Origin of the sequence: Arthrobacter antibioticus (assembly GCF_030063205.1) — a bacterium.
Lineage (GTDB): Bacteria > Actinomycetota > Actinomycetes > Actinomycetales > Micrococcaceae > Specibacter.
Map to the genome: position 1 here is coordinate 757295 of NZ_JASISQ010000001.1, position 13672 is coordinate 770966.

Here is a 13672-nt window from a genome sequence, read left to right on the forward strand (position 1 = left end):
ATCGTGACTCAATCAGCCCATTTGTAGTGCTCACTAAAAAGTTGAGCCGCGCGGAATGCCCACTTTTTTGCCCGGACTCCTTGGCCCTCCGGCGCCTATCCCAGCCCCGAACCCCGCATATAGGCAACGAGTGAATCGTTGGAAAGCGCTTCTGAGATAGCCGCGATGGCGGCATCGTCCGGCAAAACAATAGACTGCCCGTCAGCGCTTGTGCCGGTACCAAGGGTTGGCAGTGTGAAAGCTTTCACATCTGATCCGCGCACGTCGCGCAGACTCAATGCCAAGGCGCCCATGGCACCCGAGTTCAGTTCAGAATCAACTGTCAAAGATGGGGCCACCTTGTTGACAAGTTCATTGATTTTTACGGGATTTGTCAGATTGGCCGGGGTCAGCGCCGTGTTCATGACTGCCTTAAGGAACAGCTGCTGGTTGCGCACCCGCTGGTAATCACCATCGGTGAAAGCGTAGCGCTCACGCACAAAGGCAAGAGCCTGATCACCGTCAATCACCTGGGGACCGGCTTCAAACGTGAACTTATCATCAGCTGTGGTGAATGACAGTGGCACATCCACTTGCACTCCACCCAGTGAATCGGTGATGGCTTTGAAGCCGTCAAAATTTACAATCGCCACATGATCAAGGCGCTGTTTAAAGAGACCTTCGAGTGTTTGGACCACCAACGGAACCCCTCCATAGGCCATGGCCGCGTTGATCTTTGCCTCTCCAACGCCGGGAATGTCCACCCAGGTATCCCGCATGATCGACATCATGACAATGTTCTTCCGGTCCGCTGGGATATGCACCCACATCATGGTGTCCGAGCGTTGGTCTGAGGCTTCCCCTGCTCCAGCCATGTCCAAAGAGTCGCCGCGACTGTCACTTCCCAGCATCAAGATGTTCATGGCATCCGAGGCTGACTTGGCAGGACGCGAAGCCTCGTCAGGGAACGCGTTAGCGATATGTTCCGTCTTGCTGTCAAAGCTGCGCGCAAGGTTCGCGACGAAGACAGTACCGATAATTGCGGCAACCAGGAAGAGCCCGAGGAACGCAAACAGGACATTGCGTCTGGTTTTGCTTCGTCGCCGGGTGCCTGAGGGCTGGGCCGAATCGGTTTCAGGAATCATGGACGTTATCCTGCCATGTGATTCTGGGCGCTTGCGGAAGAAACGTTTACCTGTACGATTTTTCCTGCTTTTTATGACAAAGTTCACTCGTGATTGATCGTCATACACGCACTCTTAGTGGAAGAGACCTTCAGCGCTTGAGCAGATAAGCTTCAGGCATGCCTCTGATTTCTCGCTCATGGCGGACCGCCGTGCCTTTTGCTGCTGTAGCCCTCTTAGCTCTTACCGCCTGCTCACCCTCGGTGACAATTACTGAGGCCGAGGATGCCAACAATCCCGCCTGCGCATCGATGATGGTGGCTCTACCGGACTCCCTGGCTGGCTCCAAGCGTCGTACCACCACCAGCCAATCCACTGCTGCGTGGGGAGATCCCTCGCTTGTAGTCCTGCGATGCGGCGTTGCCGTACCCAGCCCCACCACTGATAAATGTGTCGCCGTCAACGGCGTGGACTGGGTACTCAAAGAAAAGGAAACAACGTGGACCATCACCACTTATGGCCGTACACCGGCCACAGAGCTAGTGTTTGAAGATAACACTGTCCCATCAGATACGGTTTTGTCAGAAATATCTGCAGCCGTTTCCAAGATCCCGGCCAACGGTGCATGCCTGTGAGAGCGCGCTAAGCTTTCGCTCCCAGTTTCCAAAGAGATGTGACTTCTTTGCTGCGTGCAGCATAGAACGGGTCGCTGGTATCCATGGAGCGGGGATGCCTGGCAGACGTGTCCATACGGTCAATCACTTCAAGCCCAGCATTTTCAATCCAGGTCATCAAGTCCTCTCTTGAGCGCAGCCCCAAATGCTCGGCCAGGTCGGAGATGATCAGCCATCCCTCTCCCCCGGGCTCAAGGTGCCGCGTCAATCCGGCCAGGAATGCTCTGAGCATGCGCGATTTAGGATCATAAACCGCGTTATCCAGCAACGTGTTAGCCGTCCCCGGCAACCAGGGTGGATTACACACAACCAGCGGTGACCGACCTCCTGGGAACATGTCTGTCAGTTGCAAGTCAACAGAGCTGCTGAGTCCCAGATTCTCCAGATTCTCCTGCGCGCAGGCGATGGCCCGTGGTTCACTGTCGGTCCCAACCACACGTTTGACTCCTCGTTGGGCCAAGATAGCCGCCAAGACGCCAGTTCCTGTGCCGATATCAAAGGCCAGCTCGGTGGATGGCAGAACAGCTTGCGTCACCAGCGCCAAGTATTCACTGCGAATTGGCGCAAATGTCCCGTAGTGCGGGTGGATGAGGGCATCTAGTTCCTGCACAAACAAACCGTTCCGGCGCCATTCAAAAGCACCCACGGCCCCAAGCACATCTTGCAGCGGCGCCACAGTGTGTGATTCCACCGGCCCAGCCGCAGCAAGCCATGCAGCGGCTACGTCGGGTGCACGGCGAAGCGCAACGGTAGGTGCTGTTATATGTGTGCCAGCCTCCAACGGGACAAGTAAAAGCCCAAGCATACGTGCGCGCTGTGTCCGCCCTTGTCGGTAGCGGTAGAAAGCTTTGGCGACATCTTCGCCGTCGTGCCTTGAAAAAACGGGCAGGCGTCTGGCAATGGCCGAGAGTAGCTGGCGGGCATTGTGATAATCGCCCCGCCACAACATAGCTGTGCCCTGGGCAGCAAGGCGGTAAGCGTCGTCGGCGGTGAGGGAGTCATCCACCACCTGCACAGTTTTGGGAGGGTTGGCTCCGCTGGCAGAAAACCAGCGCGCCGAATGATCTTCCTCCCCCTGCGTCCAGCTCAAAGTAGGGGCTGGCTGCAATGGCTCAGTGGTCATGGGCGAAGGGGCTCCTTGAGGGAATGCCGGCTAATGCAGCCGCAGAAATGTTCAGTCTTCAGTTTAGCCCGTGAGCTGGGTAGATTCTTTGGCCCTGGCTTGGGCTGCGGTGTGGAGAGAGTACTGCGCGGGAGGATTCTTTGAAAGACTAGAGTCTTCGGCACAATTCCCTCGAAAGGTTACACCCATGAACGCTCTGCCTCAGGTCAATGCGCAGTCCAAAGGGTTCCTTGCCCGGCTGATCGAACCAAAACCTTCCACGTCTAAACCACGCACAGCGGTTCGCATGATTTTGGGGGCGCTGCTTCTATTCGCCGGAATCAGCCACCTCACGGTGGCCCGGACAGAATTTCAAGCGCAGGTGCCGGAGTTTCTGCCGGTAGACCCCGACTTTGTGGTTGTTGCCTCGGGAATTGTTGAAATCACCCTTGGCGCCACTCTCGTACTGTTGGCACGGCGCCGCGTTCCGGTGGGATGGGTAGTGGCGCTGTTCTTCATCTCTGTATTTCCCGGCAATATTGCCCAGTGGTTGGACGCAAGGAACGGATTTGGGCTGGACACCGACACCAAACGACTAGTCCGGTTATTCTTCCAGCCCCTCCTTGTTGCCGCGGCTCTCTTTGGCACCGGAGCTTGGCGAGACCGGCCCAGGAAGCGCTGAACGTTGGCGGTGGCAGGACCTCGCTGGTGGGTTGGGCCAAGACCGAAACCGACTGTTAGTTGCTGCTTTTTCACTGCTAGGTTGAAAGATCAGTTAAGAAATACAACGAGTACCAACGAATCATTCTGGAGCTATTATTAAAAATAATGTTAGCCGTAAGAAGCTTCTTGCCATCACAGTAATATCCGGTCTATTGTTAGCCGGTTGCACCGGAACTAGTAGCGGTTCCAGCACAAGTCCCGATTCTAGCGAATCAACCAAAAATGCCACGGCAGAACCCGCTGGCATGGCAGAGCTCAAAGAGGCCGTCCAGAAAATTCTCGGCTCACCCAATAATCACAGCCTGGCAGCGGTTGGCAACACCAGGAAGGCGGGTGTTAACAATACCCCTCTGCTCACCGGAGCCCCTGAAATTGTGCGAGTCATCATCGCTTGCAACGGAGGTTCCAGCTCAACTCTGCAGGTGGGCCCGGACACACTATCCGTGGCCTGCGATTCGGTAGCTCACGTCATTGACTCGGTACCATCGAAATCCCTGACGATCAGCGTTCCCCCAACACCAACAAGTGCTGGAAGCATCTACGTGGCGGTGGACAAGCAGTAAAGTGAGCGAGCGTCGGCAAAAAAGCAACGTTAAGTGAGCGAGCGTGGGCAGGGCTAGCGGAGGCCCACCTTGCGCTGCAGAGCCAACTGGAGCAGCTCGTCGATCAGTTCCGGATAGCTCAGCCCCGAAGCCTCCCACATTTGCGGGTACATGGAGCTCGGGGTGAAGCCGGGCATGGTGTTGATCTCATTGATAATCAATTCACCATCAGCCGTATAAAAGAAGTCCACCCTGGAAAGGCCTTCTGCACCTACCGCATCGAACGCTTGCGCAGCCTGTTCCCGGACCCGGGCAATATCCGCCTCAGGCATCTCCGCCGGACAGCTCAGGTTGACTGCGTTGCCCTGGACGTACTTGGCGGCAAAGTCGTAGAACTCGTGGTGGGCACCGTCCACCATGGCGATTTCACCCGGCAAGGATACCCGTGGTGCATTGTTCCCGCGGCCTTCCAGGACGGCGCATTCAATCTCGCGGCCCACAATCCCGGCCTCAATCACCAACTTAAGATCGTGCTCACGGGCTGCCTCAATCGCCGCATCAAGGCTATCTAGAGAATCGACTTTAGAGATACCCATTGACGAACCAGCACGGGCCGGCTTTACAAACACGGGAAAGCCCAGTGCTGCCACGCGTTCGCGAACTTTCGCCGGGTCCACAGTCCACTGACGGTCTGTGACGGCAACGTATGGCCCAACGCTCAGGCCAGCAGCGGCAAAAACCACCTTCATGAAGTGCTTGTCCATGCCGATGGCCGAGGCCAGCACCCCCGCCCCAACATAGCGGGTATCGCTCAACTCCAATAGCCCCTGAATAGTGCCGTCTTCTCCCCAGGGTCCGTGCAACAGCGGGAACACCACATCCACGGAACCAAGTTCCTCTGGCAACTTAGCCGCCTCCGAAACCACCAGCTGGTGACCGCCGCCTAGGTGCGCCAGCGAGACTGTCTGAACCCCCGATGCAACCTCCGGGGAGTCACCCTCGGCAAGGGACCACCCTTCGATGTCCTCGCCAGCCAAAACCCACTGTCCGCTTTTAGCGATACCGATAGGAACGACGTCGTACTTAGTCCTGTCAATGGCGCCCAGCACACCGGCAGCCGTTACACAGCTGACAGCATGCTCACTGGAACGCCCGCCAAAAAGAATGGCAACACGGATAGGCGCAGTGATGGCGGGGGAATCGGTACTCACGCGTTAATCGCCTTCGGATTTGAGTTGGCGGGCTAGCAGCAGCGGGCCCAGATCATCGACAGTGAGCCTACCCTCAAGCACACCCACAACGGCGTTAGTGATGGGCATGTCCACGCCCATCTTCGCCGCAAGATCCGAAACGGCACGCCCGGACTTGATACCCTCAGCGGTCTGGGTCATGCGGTTATTGACCTCATCGAGGGTGAGGCCCTCCCCCAGCATGCGACCGGCCGTGTGGTTTCGGCTCAAGGACGAGGAACAGGTGGCTACCAGATCCCCCAGTCCCGCCAGCCCCGCCATGGTCTCAGCCTTTCCACCCAACGCCAAAGCCAGCCGCGTGGTCTCGGCCAGTCCGCGAGTGATGACGGAGGCCTTGGTGTTATCGCCCACCTTTTGGCCCTCGCAAATACCCACGCACAGCGCGATCACGTTCTTCACGATTCCACCGATCTCAACACCCACCACATCGTTAATGGTGTAGGGGCGGAAATACCGCGGTTTGCACACGGTGGCAACCCATTTTGCTGTGTCCTCATCCACACACGCAACAACCGACGCTGTTGGTTCCTGGCGAGCAATTTCCATGGCCAGGTTTGGACCTGAAATCACCACCACGCGGTCAGGGCTCAGCCCAAGTTCGGCTTCGATGACTTGGGACATGCGCTGATCGGTACCCAGCTCCAGTCCCTTCATTAAACTCACGACGACGGCGTCCTTGGAAATGTACCCGGCCCACCCCCGCAGCTGCTCACGTAAGCTTTGTGCGGGCACTGCCAGGACCACGAGCTCGGCGTCCTTGAGGACATCTTCAACATTGACCGAGGCACTGATGTTGCTGGGCAGCTCGGTGGTTGAGAGGTAGCGCGGGTTGCGGTGCTGGTTATTTATTTGGTCAACAACTTCTTGACGACGGCCCCAGAGCACGATCTTTCGATCCGTGCCCGCGGCTGCATCCCCAAGAATTTTTGCGAAAGTAGTTCCCCAGCTGCCGGCACCCAAAACTGCTGTCTTGAGTGGCGCCTTGCCATCCACATAACTCACTGGAGGTCCCCACTTTCTGTTGTTCCGGCGTCGTTGTTAATGTTCTCTCTATTGACGGGCTTGTGGCTCGAGTCGGAACCTCGCTCCACAAACCGTCCGTGGGCCGACTGCTGGTGGGCTGCCGGATCCCAAAGCTCCTCCGGCGCCTGCTCACCACGAAGGTCCTGAACCATCAAGGTGATGTCCTTCATAATGGTCGCAGTCATCGCCTCGAGTGTGGCCTTGTCCGCGCTCCGCCCGGCGAAGGCGCTTAGATCCACAGGATTGCCAACTACAACCTTCACCTTCTTGCGAGGGAAAATCTTGAAACTCTTGGCATAACGCGGGAACACTTCCTGGGCACCCCAATGAACTATGGGGATCACCTTGACCCCCGTCGCCAGGGCAAGCCGTGCCGCACCTGTCCGGCCTTTCATAGGCCAGAGATCAGGATCGCGGGTCAGCGTGCCTTCAGGATAAATAACGACGGCGTTGCCGGAATCGAGCGCTTTCTTAGCGGCCACCAGCGACTTACCTGCACCGGCACCGGCACGCTCCACCGGAATCTGCTGCGCACCGCGCAGAGCAGCACCAAGCACCGGATTATTGAACAATCCATCTTTAGCCAAAAAGTGCGGCATAATATTTTGGTTGTACAGCAAGTGCCCCACCACGATGGGATCAATTTCGGAGTAATGGTTGGGTACCACAATGAAACCCTCATCCAACGGCAGGCGGTCCAGGCCATACCATTGTTTCCCGATTGCAACGTTCATCAGGCTACGGGCAATCCCGGCGATGATCGCAAAATTAAAGCGCGTACGGTGCGTCATGCTCTTGGGTTTGTAGGGACGCTTATGTGTTGCCTTGCCCGGCTCCGGAAGATCATTGCTCACAGTTATCTACCCTGCATTCCTTGCGTTCTTGGATGTTTCATGCACGTCGAAATCGGCGCCCAGACCATCAAGCTTGGCCGTAAAGTGCTCGTAACCCCGGCTGATCACATCAATACCTGTCACGGTTGATGTCCCTTGCGCAGCCAGTGCCGCGATCATGTGGCTGAATCCGCCACGCAGATCCGGAATATCAATGTCCACGCCCTTTAACGGCGTTGGCCCTGAGATCACGGCCGAGTGGACAAAGTTGCGCTGACCAAAGCGGCACGGGATGCTACCTAAACACTCGCGGTGGAGCTGGATGCCGGCCCCCATACGTACCAAAGCCTCAGTGAAACCAAAACGGTTCTCATACACAGTCTCGTGCACAATGGAAACGCCCTCTGCCTGAGTCAATGCCACCACCAGTGGCTGCTGCCAATCGGTCATGAAGCCCGGGTGAACGTCAGTTTCCAGAACTAGCGGCTTCAGCGAACCACCCTTGTGATAGAAACGGATGCCGTCGTCATGGATGTCCATGCCACCGCCGATCTTGCGGAAAGTGTTTACGAACGTCATCATGTCTCGCTGGCTGGCACCTTGGACATAGATGTCACCGCCTGTGACCAGGGCCGCCGAGGCCCATGAGGCTGATTCGTTGCGATCTGGCAGGGCCGTATGGTCGTAGCCGGTGAGCTCATCCACGCCCTCAATACGGATGGTCCTATCCGTCTGAACCGAAATGATGGCACCCATCTTTTGCAAGATGGCAATCAAGTCAATTATTTCAGGTTCGGTGGCGGCACCGCTGAGTTCGGTAATGCCCTCCGCACGTGTTGCGGAGAGTAGCACCTGCTCCGTTGCCCCCACGCTGGGGTAGGGCAGGTTAATTTTTGTGCCCTTCAGACCATTGGGTGCCGAGATGGAGATGCCACCTGTTGTTTTATCCACGACAGCGCCAAACTTGCGCAGCACTTCCAAGTGATAATCGATGGGCCGGTCACCGATCTTGCAGCCGCCCAGATCCGGGATGAAAGCATGCCCAATGGAGTGAATCAGCGGTCCGCACAGCAGAATGGGGATGCGGGAATCACCGGCGTGCGTGTTGATCTCCGCAGTGTTGGCCTGCTTGGCGTTGGCCGGATCCATTGTCAGGTCTCCTGTGACGGAGTCTTTGTCAACGGTGACGCCATGGAGCTGCAGCAACGAGGTGACGACCTCGACGTCCTTAATTTCCGGGACATTGCGCAAAATTGAGGGTGAATTGCCCAACAGAGCTGCCACCATCGCCTTGGGGACAAGGTTTTTGGCACCCCTCACCTGGACGCGTCCCTTCAGTGGAACACCACCACGGACCGTTAGAATCCTGCTCATCTTCATCCAATCCTCGGTTCCACCACCGGCAGCCGTACAGCGCGATGGTCACTGACAAGCATAGTTTCTCGGATGCATAAGCTGAAACGGCGACTTTTGGGCTTGCTGCTGTCAGCGGCGGGTGGTGTGGATTTTCGCGGGTGGTGTGCCGCCCGCGAGAATCCAGAACACCTGCCATTATCACCGGAATGCTGCGTTGGTGCTGGTCTCCGGGTCCGGTTGATTCCTCCACAGCCGCAGCGCAGCAGCCCCTGACGCACATCTTGGAATAATCGGCTGCTTCAGCTCCTTCTGGGAGGCAAGAATCAAGCCATGGAACATTTCCTGCCTCCACCATGGCTCGCTAAATCTGACCCGTTCGACGACGAACATGGCGCCACCCGTCTCTCTCGCCTAAGCACACGAGGTGAAGTCATTCGGGTCCGGCGCGGTTTCTACTTACCAGCAGAAGTGTGGAAGTCCCTCAAACCGTGGCATCGTTACCGCACCCTGATTCAGGCTGTGAATGATTCTTCCCAATCCGCCCCCGTGTTCAGCCGTGAATCGGCGGCAAGCATTCTGGGTCTGCCAACACTGCAAAGAACCCACGATGTCCATTGCGTCTTACCAACCGCCTGCGCCGGTGGTCGAAACGAGAACGGAGTGCGCAGGCATAATCCCGTACCCGGGGATCCCGAACCGTGGCGGATAGATGGCCTACTGACAACGTCGCTCGTTGAAACGGCCCGTGATTTGGCCGCCTCTGGAACATTTGCTCAGGGTCTGGCCGCAATGGACAGGCTTATGAACCCACAAGCGTACCCGGCTGTGCCAGTTGAATACGCTCGCTGCATTCGCAACGTAGAGGTGGAGGAATCATTGGCGCGGCTGATCAGCGGAAGTCAACAACGAAAGACTCGTCGGGCGCTTAATTTCGCCGATAGCAGGTCCGGTTCGGCAGGAGAATCATGGAGCCGGGCCATCATGATCCAGCACGGCTTCCACCCACCTGTGCTTCAGAAGAGGTTCAGCGACGCTCGCGGCACCATCGGAGACCCTGACTTCCTCTGGGAAGAATTTAAGACCATGGGCGAGTTTGATGGACATGAAAAGTATTCAGCCCAGAGATTCCTGAAGGGAAGAACGCCGGCACAGATTGTCATTGAGGAGAAAAACCGTGAGAACCGCCTCCGGGCATTGGGCTACAACGTGCTCAGGTGGGAATGGGCAGATTTGGAGAACCCGCAGAAACTGATCACCCTGCTCCGCAGCGCGGGCCTGCCGCAATGCCTAACTGGAGCCATACCAGGGCCGCACCCCTAGCTGCCGCTGTGCGGTTGCGCGCAGCGCAGCCCGTGGCGTAGTTATGACCTTAACGCGCATTGCCGGCCCGCCCCACGGGCAAACCGGCAATTCGTGAGTACAAAGCTCATGAGCTTACGCAGAGTGTCAAACTCATGGAACCAATCAGACCTTGGCTGGCAGCGTGGTTGGTTTGATCGCAGGGCGAGTAGCCTCAAACGCGGTGATGGCTGGTTCGTCACGCAGGGTCAGACCAATGTCATCAAGCCCTTCAAGCAAACGCCACCGGGTGTAGTCATCAATCTGAAACGGCGCTACAACCGAACCAGCTGTGACCATTTTGGATACCAGGTCCACTGTGATCTCGGTGCCCGGATCATGCTCCAGGACCTTCCAGATTAATTCAATGTCATCTTGTGCCAGTTCTGCAGCAACAAGTCCCTGTTTGCCGGAGTTGCCGCGGAAAATATCGGCGAAACGGGATGAGAGCACGGCTTTGAAACCATAATCCTTCAGTGCCCAGACAGCATGTTCACGTGAGGATCCTGTAGCAAAGTCGGCACCAGCTACTAACACGGAGCCACGGTTGAACGGTTCCTGGTTCAGGATGAATTCCGGATTCTTGCGCCAGCTGGCAAACAGTGCATCCTCAAACCCTGTCCTGGTGATCCGCTTGAGGTACACAGCGGGGATGATCTGGTCTGTGTCAACATTGCTTTGGCGCAGCGGGACACCAATACCGGTGTGAGTGGAGAACTTTTCCATTGTCTTAGCTCCTTACGCTACGAAAGCTGGCTGATCTATATCAGACGGGGCACTGAGGGTCCCGCGAATAGCGGTGGCAGCTGCCACCACCGGAGAAACAAGGTGGGTACGCCCACCCTTTCCCTGACGTCCTTCAAAGTTGCGGTTGGAGGTTGAGGCGCAGCGCTCCCCCGGTTCTAGTTGGTCCGGGTTCATACCCAAACACATGGAACAACCCGCAAAGCGCCACTCGGCACCAAAGTCCAAGAAGACCTTATCCAACCCTTCAGCTTCTGCCTCCAGACGCACGCGGGCGGAGCCCGGTACCACCAGCATGCGGATGTTCGGATCCTTTTCGCGCCCGCGAATAATATCCGCGGCTGCTCGCAAATCTTCGATCCGGGAGTTGGTACAAGAGCCTAGGAATACCGTGTCAACACGGATCTCTTTCATGGGTGTACCCGGTTCCAAATCCATATAGGTCAGCGCACGCTCCGCGGCAGCCTTGGCGTTCTCATCACCAAAGTCGGATGGGAACGGCACGCTATCGCTCAATGACACTCCTTGGCCCGGGTTGGTTCCCCAAGTGACGAACGGATCCAACGTGTTGGCGTCCAGGAACACCTCGGCGTCGAATTCGGCGTCGTCCTCGGTGGTCAGTGACCGCCAGTACTCAACAGCCGCATCCCACTCATCCCCGACTGGTGCGTGTGGACGGCCCTTGAGGTACTCGAAAGTGATCTCATCCGGGGCGATCATTCCTGCACGGGCGCCAGCTTCGATGGACATATTGCAAATGGTCATGCGCGCATCCATGGATAGCGCCCGGATAGCTGAACCACGGTATTCCAGAACGTAACCCTGCCCACCACCGGTTCCAATCTTTGCGATGATGGCCAGAATGATGTCTTTGGAGGTCACACCGGGGCGCAGTGCCCCTTCAACGTTGATGGCCATGGTCTTGAACGGCTTCAGCGGCAGTGTCTGAGTAGCCATGACGTGCTCGACTTCAGAAGTTCCGATACCAAACGCCAAAGCACCAACCGCGCCATGGGTTGAGGTGTGGGAGTCGCCACAGACAACCGTCATTCCCGGCTGAGTCAGGCCCAGCTGAGGACCCACAACGTGCACAATCCCTTGCTCTGCATCACCAAGGGAGTGCAGGCGAACACCAAATTCGGCGCAGTTATTACGCAAAGTCATGATCTGGGTGCGGCTGGTCAGATCCGCAATCGGCTTATCGATCGCCAATGTTGGAGTGTTGTGATCTTCCGTTGCTATGGTCAGGTCAGGGCGACGAAGCGGACGACCAGCCAAGCGCAGACCCTCGAATGCCTGTGGGGAAGTGACTTCGTGGATCAAGTGAAGATCGATGTACAAAAGGTCTGGCTGGGCGGCATTGCCCTCACCTTCACCATGAGTAACGACGTGATCACGCCAAACTTTCTCGGCCAGCGTCTTCGCGATCTTGCGCGGGGCAGAGGTTCCCGCTGCTACTTCCACTGCTGCGTTCTCCACTGTATGGGCTGTGGTTGACTCGCTCACAGCAGCTCCCTTCCATTATTGAATCTGCGCTTGAAAGCCTGGTCCTCACGTAGAATCTGAGGTGACCATACGCAGAATCGTTGACTTGTATGCTTCCACTGTTCCAGTCTCATCCTGAGGGAAGCCAATTCTTCGATTTGCATCTCACATGCTGAGACGTCAATATCATTACATGGACAATTCTAGTGGCGTTGGCGTAATCGACAAAGCGGCTCTTGTGCTTGATGCACTGGAAGCCGGACCTACAACTTTGGCCCAGCTCGTAGCGGCCACCGGTTTGGCCCGGCCCACCGTGCACAGGCTGGCACTAGCCTTGGTACATCACAGGCTCGTCAGCCGGGACATGCAAGGGCGGTTTGTGCTGGGCAGCCGCCTAGTTGAACTAGCTTCGGCAGCTGGGGAAGACCGGCTCATTGCAGCTGCCGGCCCTGTTTTGCTGCAATTGCGCGACTCCACCGGGGAGAGCGCTCAAATTTTCCGCCGCCAGGGCGATTCCCGCGTCTGTGTGGCATCCGCGGAACGGCCCATCGGTTTGCGCGACACCATCCCCGTGGGCACCCAGCTCACAATGAAGGCTGGTTCAGCCGCACAAGTCTTGTTGGCATGGGAAGACCACGAGCGTCTGCTCGAGGGCTTGCAAAATGCCCGCTTCACTCCCACGGTTCTGGCCGGAGTCCGCCGTCGCGGGTGGGGCCAGAGCCTTGGTGAACGCGAGCCCGGAGTGGCCTCAGTTTCAGCCCCCGTGCGCGGCCCTTCAGGTCGCGTCATCGCGGCTGTCTCCATTTCCGGCCCCATCGAGCGGCTCACACGCCAGCCCGGTCGCCTGCACGCAGAAATTGTTTGCAATGCCTCTCGTATCCTGACCGAGGCATTGCGCAAGAGCACCCACTAGCAGCATATTTCCCAACTCAGGTATGGTTTGCGCATGAGCCAATACGCTGTGTTCCTCCGTGGGGTCAACGTCGGTGGAATCAATGTGAAGATGGCCGAGCTCCGCGCAGCCCTCGCTACACTGCCTTTGGCTAAGGTTAAAACTCTTCTGGCCTCCGGCAATGTGGTCTGCACGGCAGAGGCCTCCGTCCCGGAAATAAAGTCCTGGATAGAGGCCCTCTTGCGTGAGAAATTTGGTTATGACGCGTGGGTTGTTGTCCTAAACAAGCCACAACTGGAATCCATCATCGAGGCGTGCCCCTGGCCAGCTGATAGCCCAGAGCGCCACTGTTACCTGACACTATCCTCCGATTCGGCAGTGTTGGATGAACTCGTCCGGCACGGAATGGAGCTACCCGGGGTGGAACTTGCCAGGCTTAGCCCCGAAGCTCTGGCTTGGCCGGTAACAACGGGAGGCACCTTGGACAGCCCGTTCAGCAAGCTGTCGGCGAGGCCCCGCTACAAAAGTACAACAACGACCCGCAACCTGCGCACGTTGCTGAAGTGCCGAGACGCGATGACTGAGGGTTAACACAACACGGTTGAGG

Annotated in this window: 14 protein-coding genes; 6 read left to right on the forward strand and 8 right to left on the reverse strand. The window is 57.2% G+C overall.

The window, feature by feature from the left end:
* Positions 1 to 95: 95 nt before the first annotated feature.
* Positions 96 to 1124 carry an LCP family protein gene (locus QMG40_RS03480; protein WP_283527941.1) on the reverse strand — a complete coding sequence of 343 codons (1029 nt, stop codon included), beginning with the start codon at positions 1122 to 1124 and terminating at the stop codon, positions 96 to 98.
* Positions 1125 to 1282: 158 nt separating this feature from the next.
* On the opposite strand from QMG40_RS03480, the gene QMG40_RS03485 reads away from it, so the two are divergent.
* A complete protein-coding gene (locus tag QMG40_RS03485; protein ID WP_283527943.1) occupies positions 1283 to 1738 on the forward strand; it encodes a DUF3515 domain-containing protein in 456 nt (151 codons plus the stop codon).
* 7 nt (positions 1739 to 1745) lie between these two features.
* Here the strand turns inward: QMG40_RS03485 and QMG40_RS03490 are convergent, their stop codons facing one another.
* On the reverse strand, positions 1746 to 2900 hold the full coding sequence (locus tag QMG40_RS03490; protein WP_283527946.1) for a class I SAM-dependent methyltransferase: 1155 nt from the start codon (positions 2898 to 2900) through the stop codon (positions 1746 to 1748).
* 187 nt (positions 2901 to 3087) lie between these two features.
* On the opposite strand from QMG40_RS03490, the gene QMG40_RS03495 reads away from it, so the two are divergent.
* Entirely contained in the window at positions 3088 to 3561 is a 474-nt protein-coding gene (locus QMG40_RS03495) for a DoxX family protein (protein ID WP_459252943.1), read from the forward strand.
* A 286-nt stretch (positions 3562 to 3847) separates the two neighbouring features.
* The gene (locus QMG40_RS03500) at positions 3848 to 4165 is read left to right on the forward strand and encodes a hypothetical protein (protein ID WP_283527948.1); all 318 of its coding nucleotides are present in this window, start codon (positions 3848 to 3850) and stop codon (positions 4163 to 4165) included.
* Between the two features lie 53 nt (positions 4166 to 4218).
* On the opposite strand, the gene QMG40_RS03505 is transcribed toward QMG40_RS03500, so the two are convergent.
* The 4 genes from QMG40_RS03505 to murA form a co-directional block, all read right to left on the reverse strand.
* The gene (locus QMG40_RS03505) at positions 4219 to 5355 is read right to left on the reverse strand and encodes a D-alanine--D-alanine ligase family protein (RefSeq protein WP_283527950.1); all 1137 of its coding nucleotides are present in this window, start codon (positions 5353 to 5355) and stop codon (positions 4219 to 4221) included.
* Between the two features lie 3 nt (positions 5356 to 5358).
* Positions 5359 to 6396, reverse strand: coding sequence for an NAD(P)H-dependent glycerol-3-phosphate dehydrogenase (locus QMG40_RS03510; protein WP_283527952.1), 1038 nt, complete (start codon positions 6394 to 6396; stop codon positions 5359 to 5361).
* Complete coding sequence (locus tag QMG40_RS03515; RefSeq protein ID WP_283528618.1) at positions 6393 to 7208, reverse strand: lysophospholipid acyltransferase family protein; 816 nt, start codon at positions 7206 to 7208, stop codon at positions 6393 to 6395. The genes QMG40_RS03510 and QMG40_RS03515 overlap by 4 nt, the downstream gene beginning before the upstream one ends.
* A gap of 69 nt (positions 7209 to 7277) precedes the next feature.
* The gene (gene murA, locus QMG40_RS03520; protein WP_283527954.1) at positions 7278 to 8624 is read right to left on the reverse strand and encodes a UDP-N-acetylglucosamine 1-carboxyvinyltransferase; all 1347 of its coding nucleotides are present in this window, start codon (positions 8622 to 8624) and stop codon (positions 7278 to 7280) included.
* Positions 8625 to 8936: 312 nt separating this feature from the next.
* Between murA and QMG40_RS03525 the strand changes: the two genes are divergently transcribed.
* Complete coding sequence (locus tag QMG40_RS03525; RefSeq protein ID WP_283527956.1) at positions 8937 to 9926, forward strand: hypothetical protein; 990 nt, start codon at positions 8937 to 8939, stop codon at positions 9924 to 9926.
* Positions 9927 to 10070: 144 nt separating this feature from the next.
* Here the strand turns inward: QMG40_RS03525 and leuD are convergent, their stop codons facing one another.
* Positions 10071 to 10670: a 3-isopropylmalate dehydratase small subunit gene (gene leuD / locus QMG40_RS03530; RefSeq protein WP_283527958.1), complete on the reverse strand. Its 600-nt coding sequence runs from the start codon at positions 10668 to 10670 to the stop codon at positions 10071 to 10073.
* Positions 10671 to 10682: 12 nt separating this feature from the next.
* Positions 10683 to 12116, reverse strand: coding sequence for a 3-isopropylmalate dehydratase large subunit (gene leuC, locus QMG40_RS03535; protein WP_283528620.1), 1434 nt, complete (start codon positions 12114 to 12116; stop codon positions 10683 to 10685).
* 250 nt (positions 12117 to 12366) lie between these two features.
* Between leuC and QMG40_RS03540 the strand changes: the two genes are divergently transcribed.
* Both QMG40_RS03540 and QMG40_RS03545 read left to right on the forward strand, forming a co-directional pair.
* Positions 12367 to 13086, forward strand: coding sequence for an IclR family transcriptional regulator (locus QMG40_RS03540; RefSeq protein WP_283527960.1), 720 nt, complete (start codon positions 12367 to 12369; stop codon positions 13084 to 13086).
* Between the two features lie 33 nt (positions 13087 to 13119).
* Positions 13120 to 13656, forward strand: a complete 537-nt coding sequence (locus QMG40_RS03545; RefSeq protein WP_283527962.1) for a DUF1697 domain-containing protein — start codon at positions 13120 to 13122, stop codon at positions 13654 to 13656.
* The last annotated feature ends 16 nt before the right edge of the window (positions 13657 to 13672 follow it).